The 20,376-nt window shown below is 62.2% G+C and carries 17 protein-coding genes; 2 read left to right on the top strand and 15 right to left on the bottom strand.

Annotation, left to right across the window (positions count from 1 at the left end; all coding sequences use genetic code 11):
• Nucleotides 1-6: 6 nt before the first annotated feature.
• A complete protein-coding gene (locus AB7828_RS30950) occupies nucleotides 7-1,959 on the bottom strand; it encodes an alpha-1,4-glucan--maltose-1-phosphate maltosyltransferase (RefSeq protein WP_441232145.1) in 1,953 nt (650 codons plus the stop codon).
• A gap of 198 nt (nucleotides 1,960-2,157) precedes the next feature.
• Between AB7828_RS30950 and malQ the strand changes: the two genes are divergently transcribed.
• On the top strand, nucleotides 2,158-4,110 hold the full coding sequence (malQ, locus tag AB7828_RS30955) for a 4-alpha-glucanotransferase (RefSeq protein ID WP_441232146.1): 1,953 nt from the start codon (nucleotides 2,158-2,160) through the stop codon (nucleotides 4,108-4,110).
• Between the two features lie 24 nt (nucleotides 4,111-4,134).
• Entirely contained in the window at nucleotides 4,135-5,934 is a 1,800-nt protein-coding gene (locus tag AB7828_RS30960) for a glycoside hydrolase family 15 protein (protein ID WP_441232147.1), read from the top strand.
• 224 nt (nucleotides 5,935-6,158) lie between these two features.
• On the opposite strand, the gene AB7828_RS30965 is transcribed toward AB7828_RS30960, so the two are convergent.
• From AB7828_RS30965 to pqqB, 14 genes are all read right to left on the bottom strand, one after another.
• Nucleotides 6,159-6,971, bottom strand: coding sequence for an HAD family hydrolase (locus AB7828_RS30965; RefSeq protein ID WP_441232148.1), 813 nt, complete (start codon nucleotides 6,969-6,971; stop codon nucleotides 6,159-6,161).
• An 11-nt stretch (nucleotides 6,972-6,982) separates the two neighbouring features.
• Entirely contained in the window at nucleotides 6,983-7,462 is a 480-nt protein-coding gene (locus AB7828_RS30970; protein WP_309947124.1) for a gluconokinase, read from the bottom strand.
• Nucleotides 7,463-7,502: 40 nt separating this feature from the next.
• A complete protein-coding gene (pgl, locus tag AB7828_RS30975) occupies nucleotides 7,503-8,243 on the bottom strand; it encodes a 6-phosphogluconolactonase (protein ID WP_309946773.1) in 741 nt (246 codons plus the stop codon).
• 4 nt (nucleotides 8,244-8,247) lie between these two features.
• Entirely contained in the window at nucleotides 8,248-9,774 is a 1,527-nt protein-coding gene (gene zwf, locus AB7828_RS30980) for a glucose-6-phosphate dehydrogenase (RefSeq protein WP_441232149.1), read from the bottom strand.
• 5 nt (nucleotides 9,775-9,779) lie between these two features.
• A complete protein-coding gene (gene gnd / locus AB7828_RS30985; RefSeq protein WP_441232150.1) occupies nucleotides 9,780-10,808 on the bottom strand; it encodes a phosphogluconate dehydrogenase (NAD(+)-dependent, decarboxylating) in 1,029 nt (342 codons plus the stop codon).
• Nucleotides 10,809-10,872: 64 nt separating this feature from the next.
• Nucleotides 10,873-13,725 carry a bifunctional transaldolase/phosoglucose isomerase gene (locus AB7828_RS30990; RefSeq protein ID WP_441232151.1) on the bottom strand — a complete coding sequence of 951 codons (2,853 nt, stop codon included), beginning with the start codon at nucleotides 13,723-13,725 and terminating at the stop codon, nucleotides 10,873-10,875.
• 333 nt (nucleotides 13,726-14,058) lie between these two features.
• On the bottom strand, nucleotides 14,059-14,511 hold the full coding sequence (locus AB7828_RS30995) for a DsrE family protein (protein ID WP_441232152.1): 453 nt from the start codon (nucleotides 14,509-14,511) through the stop codon (nucleotides 14,059-14,061).
• Between the two features lie 29 nt (nucleotides 14,512-14,540).
• Nucleotides 14,541-15,173 carry a hypothetical protein gene (locus AB7828_RS31000; protein ID WP_441232153.1) on the bottom strand — a complete coding sequence of 211 codons (633 nt, stop codon included), beginning with the start codon at nucleotides 15,171-15,173 and terminating at the stop codon, nucleotides 14,541-14,543.
• A gap of 254 nt (nucleotides 15,174-15,427) precedes the next feature.
• Complete coding sequence (locus AB7828_RS31005) at nucleotides 15,428-16,096, bottom strand: hypothetical protein (RefSeq protein ID WP_441232154.1); 669 nt, start codon at nucleotides 16,094-16,096, stop codon at nucleotides 15,428-15,430.
• A 10-nt stretch (nucleotides 16,097-16,106) separates the two neighbouring features.
• Nucleotides 16,107-17,084: a prolyl aminopeptidase gene (pip, locus tag AB7828_RS31010; protein WP_441232155.1), complete on the bottom strand. Its 978-nt coding sequence runs from the start codon at nucleotides 17,082-17,084 to the stop codon at nucleotides 16,107-16,109.
• Nucleotides 17,074-18,288 (bottom strand): pyrroloquinoline quinone biosynthesis protein PqqE, encoded by a 1,215-nt coding sequence (gene pqqE, locus AB7828_RS31015; RefSeq protein ID WP_441232156.1) that lies wholly within the window; start codon nucleotides 18,286-18,288, stop codon nucleotides 17,074-17,076. The genes pip and pqqE overlap by 11 nt, the downstream gene beginning before the upstream one ends.
• On the bottom strand, nucleotides 18,285-18,605 hold the full coding sequence (gene pqqD, locus AB7828_RS31020) for a pyrroloquinoline quinone biosynthesis peptide chaperone PqqD (RefSeq protein WP_441232157.1): 321 nt from the start codon (nucleotides 18,603-18,605) through the stop codon (nucleotides 18,285-18,287). The genes pqqE and pqqD overlap by 4 nt, the downstream gene beginning before the upstream one ends.
• Nucleotides 18,606-18,615: 10 nt before the next feature.
• Nucleotides 18,616-19,368 (bottom strand): pyrroloquinoline-quinone synthase PqqC, encoded by a 753-nt coding sequence (pqqC, locus tag AB7828_RS31025; protein WP_441232357.1) that lies wholly within the window; start codon nucleotides 19,366-19,368, stop codon nucleotides 18,616-18,618.
• Between the two features lie 35 nt (nucleotides 19,369-19,403).
• On the bottom strand, nucleotides 19,404-20,333 hold the full coding sequence (pqqB, locus tag AB7828_RS31030; RefSeq protein ID WP_441232358.1) for a pyrroloquinoline quinone biosynthesis protein PqqB: 930 nt from the start codon (nucleotides 20,331-20,333) through the stop codon (nucleotides 19,404-19,406).
• Nucleotides 20,334-20,376 lie beyond the last annotated feature (43 nt).

Below are 20,376 nucleotides of genomic sequence, written 5' to 3' on the forward strand. Positions count from 1 at the left end.
ACGCTTTCAGGCGAGGCAACGGAAGAAGATGGCGGGATCGCGCTGGGGATCGAGACGCAGGCGGATGCCGCCCCATTCGACGCCATGGCGCTCGCCGGTAATGATGTTCTCGACGGCGGCAACATTGCGCCGCTCGCCATCGACCATCACCTGCGTGTCGATCGGCAGCCAGAATTCATACGGATCGCGCGACAGCGCGATGGCGCCGGCGACTGTATTGGTACCATCCACCGACTCCTTAACGAAGCCGATGATGTTGTCGTTGTCGACCGGCATGAAGCGCAGGTTCGATGTCTGCTGCAACGCCGTGTTGGCACGGCGCGCGTGGTTGAGGGCGGTGATGTAGGGCTTGATATTCCCCGGCGCATTCCAGTCGCGGGTCCTGATCTCGTATTTCTCCGAGTTCAGATATTCCTCCTTGCCCGGAATGGCCTCGTGTTCGAGCAATTCGAAGCCATTATAGATGCCATAGGTCGACGACAGCGCGGCCGCCAGTGCCACGCGCGCCTTGAACATCCAGGCTTCGCCGGATTGCAGGTGATAAGGCAGGATGTCCGGCGTGTTGACGAAGAAGTTCGGGCGATAGAATTCGCGCTCGGGATAGCCGCATAGTTCGTTGAGATACTGCTCGATTTCCCACTTCGCGGTGCGCCAGGTGAAATAGGTATAGCTCTGCGAGAAGCCGAGCTTGGCGAGGCCCTTCATCAGCTTCGGGCGCGTGAAGGCTTCCGCCAGAAACAGCGCATCGGGATGCTTCAACTGCACCTCGTGGATCGCCCATTCCCAGAACCGCAGCGGCTTGGTGTGCGGATTGTCGATGCGGAAGATCTTCACGCCCTGATCGCACCAGAACAGCAGCATGTCGCGGAGCGCGTTCCACAGCGATCCCGCGTCCTCGCAGTCGAAGTCGGGATTGTGGATGTCTTCGTATTTTTTTGGCGGGTTCTCCGCATATTTCATCGAGCCGTCCGGCCGGCGCTTGAACCAGTCTGGATGGTCCTTGACCCATGGATGATCCGGCGAGCATTGCACGGCGACGTCGATAGCGACTTCCAGACCATGCTCTTTGCACGCAGCGATCAGCGCATGGAAATCTTCCATGGTGCCGAGTTCGGGGTGGATCGCGTCATGGCCGCCTTCGGCGCCGCCAATGGCATAGGGGCTGCCGACATCGCCTGGTTCGGAGGTCAGCGAATTGTTCTTGCCCTTGCGGTTGGTCTTGCCGATGGGGTGGATCGGCGTGAAATACAGCACGTCGAAGCCCATGGCCTGCACGTCGGGCAGGCGGGCAATACAGTCGCGGAACGTGCCATGCTGGCCGGGCACCGTGCTCTGGCTGCGCGGCACCATCTCGTACCACGCGCCGTTGCGGGCGCGTTCACGGTCGATCATCAGCGGCAACAAAGGCGAGCGCGTCAGGTCAGGCCGCAATTGCGCTTCGGCCATGGCGGTGCGCAGTTCAGGTGACAGCAACGGCTCATTGTCGCCGGTCTGCAGAAAATTCTCACATTGCTTGACGATGAGCGCCGAAGCCTCGGGTCCGCCATTCTGCGCCTTGGTCATCAGGCCGGCGCCTTCCAGCGCATCCAGCGTGACATCCTGTCCGGCCTTCAGCTTCAGTTCGAAGCCGTGGCGCCAGGTCGCGAATTCGTCGGTCCAGGCCTCGATGGCATAGACATAGCGGCCGATGCCATCGGGGATGAATGAGCCGCCCCAGCGGTCGTTCACTTCCAGCGTCATCGGGACCCGATTCCATTCGCGGTCCTGTTCGCGGCGCCAGACGATAGCCGCGGCGATGATCTCGTGACCATCGCGATACAGGTCGGCATAGACGGCGACAGGTTCGCCCACGATGCGTTTGACCGGGAAGCGGCCAGCGTCGATGATCGGATAGATGTTTTCGATATGGAAAGCCCCGCCGATACCGGCGGTGTCCACGATTTGGGATGTTCTGTTCACGGTGATGCCATCATGAGGTGTCGTCCCTGTTCGATTTTTCAAAAAGAGACGGTGCGATCATATACAAAGCCCCGTGACAGGGGTTTGGTTCCCCATGGAACTCAGCTTAGATCGACGCGTTGAAATCGGCTATCCTCTTCCGCAAATTCAGAAATTTCCCAGCAACTTTCGATTGTTGCTCTGCAAACAGCGTGCCGAATGGACCTTTTCACCAAAGCTGCCGAACTCGGAATCCAGACCGGTTTTCACGACGGTCAGGGCCAGTGGCACACCACGGGCGAAGCCGCCCTGAAGCTCATTCTGGACGCCATGCCGGTGCGCACGCCGCATCGCTTCGTGGCGAGTCCGGTCGTGGTCCGGGCCGGCGAGGGTGCCCGCACGGTCCTCAATGAGGCTGCCACGTTTCCCCTGACCTGGAAAATTCTCGACGGGGTTAAGGTTATCGCCGAGGGAACGACGGAGGGGCGCGAGATCACCTGGCCGCGCGACCTGCCGGTCGGCGTGCACCGGCTCAGGCTGGTCGACGCCAAGAAATTCCCCGACGAGGCGCCGTTCATCGTCGCGCCGACCAAGGCATTTCCCGGCACCTTCGATCGGTCCTGGATTCTCGCCGTACAGCTCTATGGCGTGCGCTCCGAGCGCAACTGGGGCATCGGCGACTTCACCGATCTGCAGGACCTGATCAGACTGGCCGCCAGTATCGGCGCCGGCGGTGTCGGTCTCAACCCGCTGCATGCGCTCTTCGACGACAGACCGGCCGAATGCAGCCCGTATTCGCCGAACAGCCGGCTGTTTCTCAATCCGCTCTATATCGACGTCGAGGCGCTGCCCGAATATGCGGCGAACGATAGCGGCGACACGCTGGCTGAGATGCGCGCCAGCAAGTTCGTCGATTATGTCGATATCGCCGCGGTGAAGTCGACAGCGATGCGTGCCGCCTTTGAGACATTTTATGCCGATCCGACATCCGAGCGTCAGAAGGCCTTCGCCGCATTCCGCGCCGAACGTGCGCCGCTGCTGACACGCTTCGCCTGTTTCGAGGTGCTGCGGCATCAGCAGCAGACCGCGTGGTGGGACTGGCCGTCGGAATGGCTGCTGCCCGATGATGCGACCTGCGACGCCTTCCGCGCCGGGCCTGACGGCAAGGAAGTGGCTTACATCGAGTATGTGCAGTGGAATGCCGATCTGCAGCTCAAGGCGTGTTTCGATCTGACGACGAAGCTCGGCATGCCCGTCGGCCTCTATCTCGACGTCGCCGTCGGCGTGCAGTCCGGCGGCTTCGATGCCTGGAACGAGCAGATCGCGATCTCGCGTCATCTCTCCGTCGGTGCGCCGCCCGATGCGCTGCAGCCCGCCGGGCAGAACTGGGGTCTCGCCGGCTTCAATGCCGCAGGGCTGGAAGTGCAGGGCTTCGCGCCGTTCAAGGACATGTTGCGCGCCTCGATGCGCTATGCCGGCGCCGTCAGGCTCGATCACGTGCTCGGCCTCAATCGCCTCTACGTCGTGCCGCATGGCTATGACGCCGATAACGGCGCCTATGTGAAGATGCCGCTGGAAGCACTGTTGGCCGTGACGGCGCAGGAGAGCGTCGCCAATCGCTGTGTGGTGATCGGTGAGGACCTCGGTACCGTGCCGGACGGCTTCCGCGATCATCTCGCATCCTGGGGCATCTGGTCGTATTTGGTGATGATGTTCGAGCGTGATGAACGCTATGCCTTCCGCGGTATCGACTATTACGCACCGAATGCGCTGGTGACCTTCAATACCCATGATCTGCCGACCTATGCCGGCTGGCGCAGCCTGCACGATCTGCAGCTGAAGCGCTCGCTGGGCATCGATCCCGGCGAGAGCGACGATGCCCGCCGCTACGCGCTGCAGATGCTCAGCGAGGCGCTGCGAGCGCAGGGCATCAATACCGAAGACTTCTACGCTGTCGCTCACTTTCTCGCGCGCACGCGGACCCGTTTGCTGACCGTCGCGTTGGAAGACCTGTTGGGTGTGATCGATCAGCCGAATATTCCCGGCACCATCAATGAACATCCGAACTGGCGGCAGCGGCTGCCGGCCACGGTGGAGACGATGGCCACGTCGATCGATCGTGAGGCGCTGCACATTGCAACCGCGGACAGGAGTTTGTCCGCATTGACGTAAATTTTGTCAGGTGGCGGAAAGACATTGTACAGCAATATTGAAGATTACGCGCTGATCGGCGATTGTGAGACCGCCGCTCTCGTCAACCGCAACGGATCGATCGACTGGCTGTGCTGGCCGGCCTTCGATTCCGACGCCTGCTTTACCGCGCTGCTCGGCACCAAGGATCACGGCCGCTGGCAAATCACGCCCGACGCTCCGATCACGGCATGCAAACGGCGCTATCGCGGCGACTCCCTCATTCTGGAAACCACGCTGGAGACGGACGACGGCGCTATCACGCTGATCGACTTCATGCCGCCGCGCGGCGCCGCCTCTGATGTGGTGCGCATCGTCCGCGGCGATCGCGGCACGGTGACGGTCCGGATGGAGCTGATCATCCGCTTCGGATTCGGCGCGGCCATCCCCTGGGTGAAGCGCGACAAGGACGGCGGAGTGCTGGCGATTTGCGGGCCCGACATGACCGTGCTGCACACGCCCGTCGAGACCCACGGCGAGAACCTCACGACCGTCGCGAAATTCGAAGTCAAACAGGGCGACAGCGTCCCGTTCGTGCTGACCTATGGGCCTTCGCATCTCAAAGTGCCAGCGCCGATCAATGTCGACGAGGCGCTGAAGGACACCGAGGAATTCTGGAAGGAATGGAGCAGCCGCTGCACCTACAAAGGCGAGCACCGCGATCTCGTGATGCGCTCGCTGATCACGCTGAAGGCGCTGATCTATGCGCCGTCCGGCGGCATTGTCGCGGCGCCGACCACGTCGCTGCCCGAAAAGCTCGGCGGCTCCAGAAATTGGGACTATCGCTTCTGCTGGCTGCGCGATGCGACATTCACGCTGCTCGTGCTGATGAACAGCGGCTACACGGATGAGGCGCGCGCCTGGTATCGCTGGCTGCTGCGCGCCGTCGCTGGCGCGCCCGCCGAGATGCAGATCATGTATGGCATCATGGGCCAGCGCCGCCTGCTCGAATGGGAGGCCGATTGGCTGCCCGGCTATGGCGGCGCGCTGCCGGTACGCGTCGGCAATGCTGCGCATGCGCAATTGCAGCTCGACGTCTATGGCGAGTTGATTGATGCCTTCCACCAGACCCGCGTTGCCAAACTCGATCTTGAGGATGGCACCTGGGCGGTGGAATGCGAGATCCTCGAACATCTCGCTTCTGTCTGGAATAAGCCCGATCACGGCATCTGGGAGCGACGCGGCCCCGGCAAGCACTATGTGCTTTCGAAAGTCGGCTGCTGGGTTGCGTTCGACCGCGCCATCAAGAGCGCCGAGAGCTTCAATCTCAAAGGCCCCGTCGACCAGTGGAAGGAACTGCGCAAGGAGATTCATCGCGACGTTTGCGAGAAAGGGTTCGATCCTCGCGAAAACACCTTCGTGGAATCCTATGGCTCGGACGTGCTCGACGGCGCCATTCTGCTGCTGCCAGCTTTGGGTTTTCTTCCGGCCGACGATCCTCGCGTGAAGGGCACGATCGCTGCGGTCGAGAAATATCTGATACGCGACGGCTTCGTGCTGCGCCACGATCCGCGCGAGGTCACTGGCGAGGTGCAGCCCGCCGAGGGTGCGTTCCTCGCCTGCAGCCTGTGGCTGGCCGAGGCCTATATCAAGATGGGTGAGATCGCCAAGGCGGAAGAACTGTTCAATCGCGTCGTTGCGATCGCCAATGATGTCGGCCTGCTGGCGGAGGAATATGACAGCGGCGTCAAACGTCAGACCGGCAACTTCCCGCAGGCGCTGACGCATATCGCGCTGATCGCCGTGGCGCATAATCTGGCGAGCGCCAAGCGTCCGCAGGAGAAGAAGGTGGAGCGGGCGAAGTAGCTCTTCCTTTTCCCTCCCTTAAGCGCAGAGAAGCTGCGCGCAGTGGGGAAGGTGGATCGACCGCGCAGCGGTCGAGACGGGTGGGGTGCTTCCGCTCACTTTGTCGTCTGCTGGGACACCCCACCCCGGCCTATCGGCCGACCCATGGCGGACGAATTCGTCCGCCAGACCCCACTGCGCGGCTACGCCGCTTGGGGGAGGGAAGCCACGGGTGCCAGAGCGCCTCAGCGCCCCGCATTCCTTTTCAAAATCATCTCCACCGCGCCCGCAAAGCCTTCCTCTTCGTTCGACGTCGTCACATCCGTCGCCTGCGATTTCACATCGTCGCTCGCATTGCCCATGGCGATCGACATGCCCGACACCTTGAACATCGGCAGGTCGTTGCGCATGTCGCCGATGGTGGCGATGGCCTCAAGGGAGATACCCAGCCGCTGCGCCATCGCCTGCACGAAGGTGCCCTTGTTCTGATTGGGCGGCGTGATGTCGAGATAATAGTTCTGCGAGCGTACCGCGACGGCCGTATCGCCAAGCGCCTTCTGCATGACGCCCTCGCAGCGTTCCAGCAGCGGGAAGTCGGAGCTCGCACCGACGATCTTGCAGGCCTTGGCGAGATAGGGCGAGAAGTCATCCACCATCACGGCCTCATGCTGGATGGTGTCGCGCTCATGCGGCACATATTTGCCGTCGTCGCGCTTGATCACCCATTCATCATTGGTGAATATCCAGATATCGACGCCGTGGTCTTCCAACACTTCGATGGCGCGCTTGGTGGCGGATTCCGGGATCAGGTGCTGCACGATGGGCTTGAGGTCGCCGTCCACCATGGAGCTGCCGTTGAACGGGCCGATCGGCAGCGTGATCCCCAGCGGCTTCACCAGGATGCGCATGCCGACGGGCGGGCGGCTCGACGTGATGGTGAAGCCGATGCCGGCGTCTTCCAGTTTCTTCACGGCCGCCTTGGCTGTGTCGGTGAGGCGTTTGTCGTGGGTGACGAGCGTACCGTCGACATCGGACACCACGAGAGCAATCTTGGTCATGGTCTGATCCTTCAGGCCGGCATTTGTTTGATGATGGCGGAGACGATGCCGTCGACATCGTCGTCGATGGATACTGTCATCGGGCGTTCGTCTGGGCCGGGGATTTCGAGCGTCTTGAACTGGCTGTCGAGCAGCGTCGGCGGCATGAAATGATTCTTCCGCGCCGCCATGCGCTTGGCGATTAGCTCCTTGGAGCCGTCGAGATAGACAATGCGAATGTCGTCGCGGCCGTGCAATAGCAGATCGCGATAGGCGCGCTTGAGCGCAGAACAGGCGACGACAAGCTTTTGGCCATCGGCGGTGACGCGGTCGATCTCGTCGGCAATGGCCTGCAGCCAGGGCCAGCGATCGTCGTCGGTGAGTGGCTGGCCCGCGCGCTGCTTCTCGATATTTGCCTTCGGGTGAAAATCGTCGCCATCGGCGAAGCGCCAGCCGAGGCGTTCAGCAAGCGTCTTCGCGATCGTGCTCTTGCCTGAGCTGGAGACGCCCATCACCACCAGAGCCTTGGGTGCCAGGGTCTTGGGCGCGGTGTCAGCCACGCGCGTCGTCCGGGAGGGCGGCCTTGTCGCACAGCCACACGGTTTCGCCGTCCGACCGCGCGCGATTGGCGGGCAGATCCTCGCCCTTCAGCACGCGCGTCAGGATCGCGCGCTTGTCCTCGCCGCTCATCAGGAACAGCATTTCGCGGCTTGAGGCCAGTGCCGGCAGCGTCAGGCTGACGCGCGGCACGAACGGCTTTACATGCGCTTCGGGCACGCCGACCACCCAGCGGTCCTTAATCTCGATGGCGGGATAGCTTGGAAATAGCGACGCCACGTGGCCATCGGGGCCGACGCCGAGCAACACCAGATCGAACAGCGGTTTGGCTTTATCGAGCTTGTCGGCTCCGTAGAACGACTGCAGTTCGCGCGCATAGAGCGCCGCCGCGTCATCCGGATTCGCCGCATCGGTCTTGATCGGGTGCACATTCGCAAGCGGCGCGCATGCATCCAGAAATGCAGTTCGCGCCATGGTCATGTTGTTGAGCGGATCGCTTGAAGAAACGAAGCGGTCGTCGCCGATGAACCAGTGCACGCGATCCCAGGGGATTTCGCTGCGATAGGGTTCGGTGGCGAGCAGTTCATAGAGCCGCTTCGGGCTCGATCCGCCGGTCATGCAGATGGCGATGCGGCCGGGATTGGCTTCGATGCGCTCGATCAGCCGGTCGGCTGCGGCCTCGGCGAGAGCCACTGCATCCTCGACCACGACGATATGGCGATTGGGCGCTGTCATCGCGTTAGCTCAGCACGCGCCAGCTACGACCATCGCGCTTGAGCAGGTCGTCGGCTTCCTCGGGACCTTCGCTGCCGGCGTTGTAGGTCTTGAGCCCGTCCTTGCCGGCCTTCTTCCAGGCATCGAGGAACGGCTGCACGGCACGCCAGCCGGCTTCCACGCTGTCGGCGCGCTGGAACAGGATGTTGTCGCCGATCATGCAGTCATAGATCAGCGTCTCGTAACCCGTGGCTGGCGCAGCCTGGAAGTAGTCCTTGTAGCGGAACTTCATCTCGACGCCGTCGATCTCCACGGCCGGACCGGGCACCTTGGTGTTGAACTTCAGTGAGATGCCTTCATTCGGCTCCACGGCGATGACGAGGAAATTCTCGGCGAGGCTTTCCACCGACGTGTCACGGAACATGGCGAATGGTGCTTGCTTGAACTTGATCGCCACTTCGGTGCGCTTGATGCCGAGTGCCTTGCCGGTGCGCAGATAGAAGGGAACGCCGGCCCAGCGCCAGTTGTCGATCGACAGCTTCATCGCTGCATAGGTCTCGGTGGTGCTGCCATCCTTGACGTCCTTGGTCTTCAGATAGTCACCGATATCGGTATCGCCGACATGGCCGGCGACATATTGCGCGCGAACCGAATTCTGCAGTGCTTCGGCTTCGGTCTGCGTGGTGACGGCGGCGAGCACTTCGGCCTTCTCGGAGCGCACCGCATTGGCCTCGAAACGCGCGGGCGGCTCCATCGCGACTAGCGATAGCAGCTGAAACAGATGGTTCGGCACCATGTCGCGCAGTGCGCCGGTAGCGTCGTAGAACGAGCCGCGATGGCCGACGCCGAGTTTCTCATCCACGGTGATCTGCACGTGGTCGATATGGTTGCGATTCCAGATCGGCTCGAACATACCATTGGCAAAGCGCAGCACCAGGATGTTCTGCACCGTCTCCTTGCCGAGATAGTGATCGATCCGGTAGATCTGCTGCTCGTTCATCAGGCCGAGCAGTTCACTGTTCAGCTTCTTCGCGGATTCAAGGTCGGTGCCGAACGGCTTCTCGACCACGAGGCGGCGCCACGAGCCGTTTTCCTTCAGCATGCCGGTGCGGCCGAGCTGACGCGCGATCGGCGCGAAGGCCGAAGGCGGCGTCGCCAGATAGAACAGGCGATTGCCGCCGGTGCCGCGCGCTTCCTCGAGTTTGTCGAGCTGGTCGCGCATGCGATCAAAGGAATCCGGCTCGCCCGGATCGGCCTCGATACAGGTGACGCAATTGAGCAGCTTCTGCGCGATGGCGTCGTCAACCGGGCGCGTCGCATATTGCTTCAGGCCCTTCATCAGGTCGTCGCGGAGTTCCGCGCCGGTCATGTCCTTGCGGGCGATGCCGACGACGCAGAATTTCTCCGGCAGAAGATCGGCCGCCTGCAGGTTATACAGCGCCGCGATGACCAGCCGGTGGGCGAGATCGCCGGTGACGCCGAAGATCACGAATGCGCAAGGGTCTGGCTTCTTCTTGGATTTGGCAGGGCCTGGAGCTTGTATCTCGGTCATGCGGGCTACGCCTTTGGTTTGATGATATCAGGCGCGTCCTGCCGTTTTGGATCCGGATGCTGATCGGGCTCTTTGTGGCCGCCGAAACCGGCGCGCATCGCGGATAGAATCTTCTCTGCAAATGTGTGCTCCTTGCGGGAGCGAAACCGCGCAAACAGCGCAGCAGTCAGAACCTCAGCGGGCACTGCCTCGTCGATGGCGGCATTCACCGTCCAGCGGCCTTCGCCGGAGTCCTCGACGAAGCCCGAATAGGTATCCAGCGTCTCATTCTTGGCGAGCGCGGAGGAGGTGAGGTCGAGCAGCCATGACGGGATCACGCTGCCGCGGCGCCAGACTTCGGCGATGTCTGGCAAATTCAAATCGAAGCGATGCGCTTCCGGCAGCGCCTCGATATTGGCGTTCTTCATGATGTCGAAGCCTTCGGCATAGGCCTGCATCAATCCGTATTCGATGCCGTTATGGACCATCTTGACGAAGTGGCCGGCGCCGACGGGGCCGGCATGGATATAGCCATTCTCGATGCGGGGATCGCTGTTGTCGCGGCCCGGCGTGCGCGGGATGTCGCCGATGCCCGGCGCCAGTGTCTTGAAGATCGGATCGAGCCGATCGACGACGCTCTTTTCACCGCCGATCATCATGCAATAGCCGCGATCAATGCCCCAGACGCCGCCGGACGTGCCGACGTCGATGTAATACAGGCCCTTCTCCTTCAGCGCCTGGCCGCGGCGAACATCGTCCTGCCAGAAGGTATTGCCGCCATCGATGATGGTATCGCCGGGCTCCAGCAGCCTGGTCAGCGCATCGATGGTGGTTTCGGTGATCTTGCCGGCCGGCAGCATGACCCAGACCGCGCGCGGCTTGTCGAGCTTCTTCACGAAATCTTCGAGCGACGATCCGCCGGTGGCACCTTCGGAGGCAAGGCCGCTGACGGCCTTGGCGTCCTTGTCATAGACCACGGCACTGTGACCGTTCTTCATCAGGCGGCGGACAATATTTCCGCCCATTCGGCCGAGACCGATCATGCCGAGCTGCATTGTGTGATGTCCTTTATTGATTGCGCATGACCCGAAGCAATGTCCGGGCCATGCGGATCGTCGTTTAGTTCAATGCGGCAGTAATCGCCTTGTCGAGAACAGCAAGTCCGGCCTTGAGATCGCCCTTGAGATGGATGTGCAGGGCGCGGCGGTTGCGATCCGTCAGCACGCCAAAGTCACCACGCGCCTGTGCCGCCTTGATGACACCGAACGAGGCGCGGTAATCGGGAATGGCAAGATCCTTGGCATCGTCAGCTGTGATCTGCAGGAACACGCCGGTATCGGGTCCGCCTTTGTAGGCCTGACCGGTCGAATGCAGGAAGCGTGGTCCGAATTCGGCGCAGGTCGCGACCTTCTTCCTGTCGCGTACCGCCATCCGCATGTGCTGCAGCGTGTCGATATGCTCGCCGTCGCGTTCGACATAAGCGAGCAGCGCGACATAGTCGCCGGGCGTGATCCGGCGGAAATGCGCCTTCAGCCACGAGGTCAGATCGCCATTGGCACCGGCCTTCTTCAACAGTTCGGCATTGCTGTCGTCGGTATAGAGATCGGCCTCCTTCGACGACACCACCGGCGTCTCCGGCGGCAGCGAACCGGTCTTCTCGAAGGATTCGGTCAGCTCGCGCGTCTTGATCTTGGCGGCTTCCACGTCCGGCTGGTTGAACGGGTTGATACCGAGCACCGAACCCGCGACAGCCGTCGCGATCTCGAAGCGGAAGAATTCCTGGCCGAGATGATCGATGGACGGCATCACGATGCGCGCAACGGGATGACCGGCCTTTTCAAGCGCGTCGAGCTTGTCGTCATGGGCCTTGTCGTCTTCGCCCGATGTGCGCAAGTCGATGAAGAAGCGATCGGTGCCATAGACGGAGGGCTCGCCCAGCGTCTCGCCATCGATCGGGATCAGGCCCTTGCCATCCTTGCCGGTGGATTCGGCGATGAGCTGTTCGGCCCATGCGCCGAAATCGGCGATCTTCTTTGAGGACAGGATGGTGACCTTGTCGCGGCCATCGAGGCCGGCATTGCCCATCGCGAGTCCGAGCTGGACGCCGGGATTTTCAGCGGGCGGCACGTCCGGTCCGCAGGAGCGGACCATCGACAGCGTGAGATCCAGCAGTTTGGTGAGGTCGACGCCCGCTGCAGCGGCTGGTACAAGGCCGAACGGCGACAGCACCGAATAGCGCCCGCCGATGGTCGGATCGCCATGGAAAATGCGCGCAAACTTTTGGGTCTTGGCGACCTTCTCCAAAGACGAGCCGGGATCGGTCACGGCGACGAAATGCGAACCGGCCTTGTCGGCGCCGACCGCCTTGGTCACCTCGTCGAAGAAATAGTTCTTCATCACGTTCGGCTCGGTGGTGCCGCCGGACTTGCTGGAGACGATGAACAGCGTCTTGGCAATGGTCACTGCAGCGCCCATGGCGCGCACCTGTGCGGGATCGGTGGAATCCAGCACATGTAGTTTCGGGAATCCCGACACCTTGGCAAAAGTCTGCGCCAGCACTTCCGGCCCGAGGCTCGAGCCGCCCATGCCGAGCACCACCGCATCGGTAAATCCCTGCGCCTTCACCCATTTGGCGAAGTCGTTGTAGTCGGCGAGCTTGGCCTTCTCGTCAAAGGCGCTGTTCAGCCAGCCCAGCCACTTGTCTTCATCCGATCCGGTCCAGACCGACTTGTCCTTGTGCCAGAGCCGGCGGATCTTTGCGGACGCGCGCCAGTCTTCGGTCGAGGTTGCGACCTTCTTTGTGAAGCCGTCGCCCAGCGCCAGCTTCTGCGATCCGATCCCGTTACCCAGCGACGTCGCGCGCTTGTGCGCCACCGCGCCGTACAGCTTGTCGGCGGCGTCAGCGAACAGTTTGACGCCGTCCTCGACGAGATGCGTCGTAATCGCATCGAGCAAAATGCCGGTCTTGGCGAGATCGGCGAGCACCTTCTTCGCATCCTCGACATTCTCTTCGAGGCTGTCGCGCACCTCGCCGTGGTCGCGGAACGCGTCCAGCGTGGCGGGCGGCACAGTGTTGACGGTGTTCTTCCCGATCAGCTCTTCCACATAGAGCGTGTCGCGATAGTCCTTGCTCTTCACGCCGGTGGAGGCCCAGAGCAGGCGCTGCGGTTTTGCGCCTTTGGCCTTGAGCTTCTCCCAGCGCGGGCCGGCGAACAGTTTCAGATATTCCTGATAGGCGAGCTTCGCATTGGCGATGGCCACCTTGCCCTTGAGGTCCTTGAGCCGCGCCTTCTCGGATGGATCATTGGCCTTGGCGATCTTGTCGTCGAGCTGCTTATCGACCTGCGCATCGATGCGGCTGACGAAGAAGGACGCAACGCTCGCCACATGCGAGGGATCGCCGCCCCCGGCGACATACTTTTCGAGACCGTTGAGATAGGCCTCGGCGACCTCCACATAGGTCTTCTGCGCGAACAGCAGCGTCACATTGATGCTAATGCCTTCGCCGATCAGTTGCTGGATCGCGGGCAGCCCCTCCGGCGTTGCCGGCACCTTCACCATCAGGTTTGGGCGCTTGACGCTCGCCCACAGGCGCTCCGCCTCAGTGACCGTGCCCTTGGTGTCATTGGCGAGATAAGGCGAGACTTCCAGGCTGACGAAACCATCATCGCCCTTCATCTTGTCATAGACCGGCTTCAGCACATCGGCGGCGTGCTGGATGTCCTCGACGGCAATGTGCTCGAACAGGTCGGCAGGCGACTTGTCGCCGGACTTCAACGCCTCGGCAATCGGGGCATCATATTCGTCCGAACTTCCGATCGCCTTCTCGAAGATCGCCGGGTTCGACGTCACGCCCTTCACGGCGTCAGTGTCGATCAGCTTCTTGAGGTCGCCTTTGGCGACGAAGCCGCGGGCGAGGAAGTCCAGCCAGACGGCCTGACCGTGAGATTCGAGTGCTTTGACGGGATTCATGATGCCTTGTTCTGCTTACAATTATCAAAAGGCCGATCGCCGCGCGAAACGTTCCGCGGCCCGGTTCCAATGATCGCCCCAAACCCATACGCATGGCAAGCCGAACGGTTCCATTCAGGGCGCGGGAGCCGGATCGCAATTCCGTGTTCGCCAGATTGGCCCGGCGGCATGACAATTGTGCAAATTTTGTGCGTCGGTTTTGTGGGTTGGGGAGCGCCTCCAGCCCTCACGTCATTGCGAGGAGCGAAGCGACGCGGCAATCCAGAGGGGCACAAGCGAAGAAAGACTGGATTGCTTCGTCGCAAGGGCTCCTCGCAATGACGGCGAAGGGAGTCAGGGCCGAATATACAGATAGCCCTGCGACTGCAGCTCCGCGATCCGGACCACGCCGCCGCGGTCGGCGATGGTGAAGCCCGGCAGCAGGCCGTCCAGCGTCACATCCTGCGCCTTCATGGTGTTGCCGCAGGCGGCCAGTTGCAGGCCGGCCTTGGTGAATTTGTTAACCCGTGCGGTGATGTCGGGATTGGCGGAAGCCCGGGCAAATGACTTCAGCGCCGGGCCAAGCACGACCAGTGCAATGGTAACGTTGTCGGGGCCGCCGACACCGTCGAAATGGTTCTGGATATTGCCAAGCGCGAAATTCACCCGGTCGGCATCGGCGAGATGATAGACGACCTTGAGCTTGGCAGGCGGCTTCTGGTCGGCCGTCGCGGCACTCGCTCGCGATGCCAATAGTCCCGCGCCGACCGTCGACAGGGCGGTCCACAATAGGCTGCGTCGATTCATGGTTGGCTCCGATTTGGCGTCAATCACGCTTACTTGCTGCGCATCGCTGCGAGTTCCTTGCGGTCTGTGATCAAGGATTCACATTCCTTCAGACTCGTGCGATCGAGCCGGAAAATCTTGTCGTCTTCGCCGCCGGTGAGCGCGTCGGCGCCTGGTTCTTCATCGGGTTTGCTGTTCTGCCAGATGCGGACGCGCTCGACGCGAACCAGCGTTGCGTCGATGTCTTTGGCCAGGCCGATCGCAATGCCGCCGCCATCGCAATCGACGCTGCATGCGAACTTCACCTCCTGGCCCTTGTCGGTATCCTGGATCTGGCCGCAGGAGCCGCTGGAATCCCAGTCGCCTTTGCGATGGCGATATTTGAATCCGAGCCGGAACGAGTAGGGCGTATAGCTTTCCTCGGGCGGATGCCCGGCGACGACCAGCAGCTTCATGGTGCTGACCTTCTGCTTAGGGTGCCGCGCTAAATGCTCGGCGTCATAGCGCCGGACGAAGCAGGCATAGGTCAGCTTCGGACCCAGCGGGCCGGCAAACATGCGCTTGTTGAATTCGGCTGCCTTCACCGCATCGACCTTGGCCGGTTCGTCCTCGGCGCGCGCCAGCGGGCCGCTCATGATCAAAGCGGTAGTGAGAACCACAAGGGACAGCACACGGATGGTCATCGACGTCTCGCAAGGTGAGGCGGCCCGTTGCGGGCCAGTTCACCTTGGTCGCGTCAGAAGCGGGATGCGTTCAATCGATGCTGGGCGCGGTCGATGCACTTCCTCGCCCCGCACTTGCGGGGAGAGGGTGGGGTGAGGGGCTTTTGCTGAGCTTCACCTCTAACTCCCCCTCACCCGGAGCCGTCGCTGCGCGCCGACTCCGACCTCTCCCCGCAAGCGGGGAGAGGTTAGGTAGCGTCGCGTCGACCGTGAATTCAAAGATCGCTCTTCGCCAGGTCCCACATCAGCCGGTAGGTCCCCTCGGAAATCAGCTCTGCCTTTGCCGCTGCAATGGCCGCAGTGAAGCGGCCTTTCATGGTCGCAGCGACGGCTTCGACATCCGTCCCGTCGATCATCACATACCAGTCGCGCGCCGCGGGATTGGGTGCGGCGGGATCGTCGGTCAGTGGCTTCGACAGCCGGGGATCGCTCTCCATCAGATGCATCGAGATGATGCCGTTGATATCGCCAGGGTCGAGCTGTGCTTCGATAGCGCTGCGCAGTTTGTCAGCGCCTTCGGCGGGTGGCCGGATGCGCACCAGACCCAGCGCCGCGCCGCGGCCCTGACCGCGACTGACAGTGATCCGCGCCACCGAGCGCAGCATGTTCTGGAAACGGCCGATATTGGTCAGCGACCACTTGGTCTGGTTCGCCAGCGCCGTGCGATAGGCATCACTGTCCAGCACGTCGAATGTCGCGGTCGAATACAGGCCGAGATACTTCGGCCTGGCGTTCACGGCCACATAGCGGCGGGCTTCGACGAAGCCCTCGATGGCGACGCGCTCGGCGAGATGCTCGCGGTCGTACCATTGGTTGAATTCCTGCTCATGGCTGGCGTCGATATCCATCGACGTCATCAGCATTCCCGTGCCTTTGATCGGCATTCCAGAAGTCCTATTTCAGTTTCGACGCGACATCGGCGATGGCCTTCATCACCGCATCGCGCATGCCGGGGTCATACAGGCTGTGACCGGCGCTTTCAACGATGCGCACCTCAGCATCCGTCCAGCGCCTGGCCAGGGCGTGCGATGTCGCGGGCGGGCAGAGGAAGTCGTAACGGCCCTGAATGATGACGCCGGGAATGCCGGTGAGTTTGCCGGCGTCTTCCATGAGCTGCTGCGGCCGCATAAAGCAGTCGTGCTTGAAGTAATGCGCTTCCATCGCGGGTGTCGCCGGCATCATCCGCGTGGTGTTGCCGAGTTCGGCACGGTCGAGCCGCGTGCGCTTCGGCGCGATTTCCGACAGGATGGCTTCGGTGCCGCCCCAGGCGCGGATCGCCGGGACATGCACGGCCGGATCGGCATCGAGAATGCGGCGATAGAAGTTCGGCAGCGGATCGGCGCGCTCGGCTTCGGCAAGGGCGCTCAGAAAATCTCCATGCAGGCCGGGATAATGCCGCGGCAACATGACGTTGAAGACATCATGCAATTCTTCCCGCGTGCCGAGAAACGTTGCGCGCAGCACGATGCCGGTCACGCGATCCGGATGGGCCTGCGCATAGGCGAGCGCCAGCGTCGCCCCCCATGAGCCGCCGACCACGAGCCATTTGTCGAAGCCGAATTGGGTGCGGATCGTTTCCATATCCGCGATCAGATGCGGCAGCGTGTTCGCCTCGCGCAGCCCTTTCGGCTTGCTGCGGCCGGCGCCGCGCTGATCGAACAGAACGGTGTGAAAACGCTGCGGATCGAACAGCCGGCGGTGATCGGGCTGGCAGCCGGAGCCGGGGCCGCCATGCAGATAGACTGCGGGAATGCCGTCGCTGCGGCCGACGCTCTCCACATGGATTGCGTGGCCGTCGCCGACATCCAGATGTTCCGAGGTCAGCGGCGCGAACAGATCGGCGCTCGCCGGGGCGGGGACATCAGCGGCCATGGACGTCGTCCGCGTCCGGCTCCAGCGTGCCGCCTTTGAAGTTGCGATAGATGAAGCGGTCGCGGCCCTCAGTGGATTCCGTCTCGGCCATTTTGAAGATTTCGGCGTGAACAGGTGACAGCGTGCAGGCGGGGTCGGTATTGCCGGCATCGCCGGTCAGCGCGAAGGCCTGGCAGCGGCAGCCGCCAAAATCCACTTCCTTGAACGCGCAGCTCTGGCACGGTTCGGGCATCCAGCCGGTGCCGCGATAGCGGTTGAAGGCTTCCGAGTTCTGCCAGATCCAGGCGATCGAATGATTGGAGCGTACGGATTCAAATTCCATCCCGGTGATGGTCTCGGCGGCATGGCACGGCAGGATCTTGCCGGCCGGTGAGATGTTGAAGAACTGCCGGCCCCAGCCGCCCATGCATTTCTTCGGCCGCAGCGCGTAATAGTCCGGCACGACATAGTCGATATCGAGAATGCCTTTCAGGCGCAGCTGCGCGTCCTCGACGATGCGGCTGGTCTCGTCGATCTGGTCGATGGTCGGCATCAGGGCGGCGCGGTTCTTCAACGCCCAGCCGTAATACTGCACATTGGCGACTTCCAGCCGGTCGGCATCGAGATCGACGGCCATCTGGATGATGTCGGCGAGCTGATGCAGGTTCTGCCGGTGCATCACCGCATTCACCGTCAGCGGCAGGTCGAGTTCGCGCGTCCATTTGGCGACTTCGAGCTTCTTCACGTGGCCATTGCGATAGCCGCCGACGCGGTCCGCCACCACGGGCTCATTGCCCTGGAAGCTGATCTGCACATGGCACAGCCCGGCATCGGCGAGCGCGGAGAGTTTGTCGCGCGTCAGCAGCACCGCCGAGGTGATGAGATTGGAATACAGGCCGACATCCGTCGCGTGCTGCACCAGCTCGACGATGTCCTTGCGCGCGGTCGGTTCGCCGCCGGAGAAGTGGATCTGCAGCACGCCGATTTCGGCGAGCTCGGACAGCACCTTCTTCCATTCGTCGGTGGTCAGCTCAGTGCTGCCGCGGTCGAGTTCCACGGGATTGGAGCAGTATGGACATTGCAGCGGGCAGCGATGGGTGAGTTCGGCCAGCACGGCGAGGGGAATGCCGAAGGTTTCCGCGGTCGAGCGCGTGCGCTCCATGATCGCGAGACTGTCGGCGGGATCGGTGAAGACGGGACTGGCGTCGGTAAGCGTAGGACTCATGCTGTCTTCTCCCGCGCTTGCGTGAGAAAGCCCTTGTCGGCGAGGTCCTGCAGCATGGCCACGACATCGGTGCCGATATCGTCGCGCGGCGCGGCGTATTTCGCCGCCAGCAGGTCGATGATATCGGCGACGTTACGTTCGCCATCGCAAAGCTGGAGGATTTCGACGGCGATATCGTCCGGCGCCAGCACGCGCTCCGGCGCCAGGATCACCCAGCGCTGGCGCGTCTCGTCGAACTTCAGCTTGGCGTGGCGCGGCAAGACCGGCTTGCTCGCCTCGCTGACACTGATCCGACGATTGCTGCGCAACTCCGTCATCGTTGCCTTCTTACTTGGCCGGGACGAACGCGCCCGGCGGCACATGGCCGTCCACATAGGCATGATACAGCGCATCGAGCTGCACCCACAACACATTGGTCTTGAAGATCAGTGCATTGCAAACCGCGCGGCGCTCGGCCGGCGTCGTGGCATGCTGCTTGACGTAATCCAGCGCGAAGCCGGCATCGCGGGGCGCCTGGGTCAGGCGGCGGCTGAAATAGCTCATGATGTCCGGATTGACGAAGTCATAGTGCTTCAGCATGCCAGAGATGCGCTCTTCATGCAGGTTGGGGGCGAACAGTTCCGTTAGCGACGAGGCGATGGCCTCCAGCGGCGTCCTGTCGCGCACGAAATGCACGTAGGCCTCCACGGCAAAACGCGTCGCCGGCAGGATGCCTTCGGTGGATTCCACATAGGCTGAGTCGAGGCCGAGCCCTTCGGTGAGCTTCAGCCAGCGCTCGATACCGCCTTCTGCGCCGGTATCACCGTCGTGATCCTCGATCCGGTGCCGCCATTCCAGCCGCGTCGCGCGGTCGCGGAAGCGCGAGATCACCACCGCGTCCTTGATGGGGATCGTGCTCTGGTAATAGTAGCGGTTCAGCGCCCAGGCCTGCACCTGACCCTTGTTGAGTTTGCCGCCATGCAGCAGCTTATGAAACGGATGCAGGCTGTGATAGCGCGTCGCGCCGATATGGCGCAGCGTCTCTTCCAGTTGCGCGGCGTTGTCCAGCGGCACCCCTAGCGAAATCGAATAGGCGGAAATGGCGCTGTCGCCGAGCGTGTTTGCACTGGGTGCGTTCACAGCGTGATCTCCATGCCATTGCCGGGGATTTGCCAGCCGGCGGTGGTCAATGCGGCGCGCTCAGTGGAATCATGCAGCAGCGCCGGGTTCGAATTGTTGATGTGCAGGAAGAACTTTCTGGCGATGCCGACATCAGCCAGTTCGCTGATCGCGCCCTGCGCGCCGGACATCGACAGATGCCCCATGCTCTGGCCCGTTTTCTGGCCCAATCCCGCCGCGATCAACTCGTCGTCGCGCCATACGGTGCCGTCGAAGAACACCAGCGGCGCGCCGGAAATGCGTTGTTTCAGTTCGGGCGTTACCCGCGCGCAGGCCGCGATAAAATAGAAATACTTGCCGGTGGCCTTCTCGGCAATTCGCAGACCCAGCGTGTCGCCGTCGCCATCTTCACCGGCCGGATGCGCCTGGCCTTCGAGATACCACGCGCTTTTGCCGGGCACGGTGAAGGGCAACACCTCCAGGCCGGACGGCGTGCCATCCTGCAGCTTCGGTTCGAAAGACGTATCAATCTCGATGGCTTCGCGGCGCACATTCTTGTCCGAGAGCACGTTGAAAATGCTGTTGGCTTTCAGGATCGCCAGCACACGTGTGTGCGCATAGATTGTAAATGGCGAACCTTCCCGCATCGACAAGAGCCCCGCCACCGCATCGACCTCGCCATTGGTGAGGATCACGCCTGCGATCGGCGAGTGTCTGACATGATCGGGGTGGGGATGAAGCTGGGGCGTATCGGTGACCTGTTGTCGCAGGTCGGGCGAGGCATTGATCAGGAACCAGTTGGCATTGTCGGCCGACACCGCGATAGAGGCCTGGCCGCTCTGCAGTTCGGGTCGCTCGCTGCGCGCCGCACGACAAATCCGGCATCCGCAATTCCACTGCGGAACACCGCCGCCGGCCGCGGCTCCAAGAACGACAACACGCAACATGAGATCGCCCTGAATCCCGGCCAATTCGCGTCTCGTAAAAAGA

This window comes from Tardiphaga sp. 215_C5_N2_1 (genome assembly GCF_052076055.1).
Lineage (GTDB): Bacteria > Pseudomonadota > Alphaproteobacteria > Rhizobiales > Xanthobacteraceae > Tardiphaga > Tardiphaga robiniae.

Bases quoted from the DNA above. Each gene is read 5' to 3' on its own strand.
- malQ (WP_441232146.1), top strand. From the start codon at position 2,158: ATGGACCTTTTCACCAAAGCTGCCGAACTCGGAATCCAGACCGGTTTT.
- AB7828_RS30965 (WP_441232148.1), bottom strand. From the start codon at position 6,971: ATGACCAAGATTGCTCTCGTGGTGTCCGATGTCGACGGTACGCTCGTC.
- AB7828_RS30970 (WP_309947124.1), bottom strand. From the start codon at position 7,462: ATGGGCGTCTCCAGCTCAGGCAAGAGCACGATCGCGAAGACGCTTGCT.
- pgl (WP_309946773.1), bottom strand. From the start codon at position 8,243: ATGACAGCGCCCAATCGCCATATCGTCGTGGTCGAGGATGCAGTGGCT.
- zwf (WP_441232149.1), bottom strand. From the start codon at position 9,774: ATGACCGAGATACAAGCTCCAGGCCCTGCCAAATCCAAGAAGAAGCCA.
- gnd (WP_441232150.1), bottom strand. From the start codon at position 10,808: ATGCAGCTCGGCATGATCGGTCTCGGCCGAATGGGCGGAAATATTGTC.
- AB7828_RS30990 (WP_441232151.1), bottom strand. From the start codon at position 13,725: ATGAATCCCGTCAAAGCACTCGAATCTCACGGTCAGGCCGTCTGGCTG.
- AB7828_RS30995 (WP_441232152.1), bottom strand. From the start codon at position 14,511: ATGAATCGACGCAGCCTATTGTGGACCGCCCTGTCGACGGTCGGCGCG.
- AB7828_RS31000 (WP_441232153.1), bottom strand. From the start codon at position 15,173: ATGACCATCCGTGTGCTGTCCCTTGTGGTTCTCACTACCGCTTTGATC.
- AB7828_RS31005 (WP_441232154.1), bottom strand. From the start codon at position 16,096: ATGCCGATCAAAGGCACGGGAATGCTGATGACGTCGATGGATATCGAC.
- pip (WP_441232155.1), bottom strand. From the start codon at position 17,084: ATGGCCGCTGATGTCCCCGCCCCGGCGAGCGCCGATCTGTTCGCGCCG.
- pqqE (WP_441232156.1), bottom strand. From the start codon at position 18,288: ATGAGTCCTACGCTTACCGACGCCAGTCCCGTCTTCACCGATCCCGCC.
- pqqD (WP_441232157.1), bottom strand. From the start codon at position 18,605: ATGACGGAGTTGCGCAGCAATCGTCGGATCAGTGTCAGCGAGGCGAGC.
- pqqB (WP_441232358.1), bottom strand. From the start codon at position 20,333: ATGTTGCGTGTTGTCGTTCTTGGAGCCGCGGCCGGCGGCGGTGTTCCG.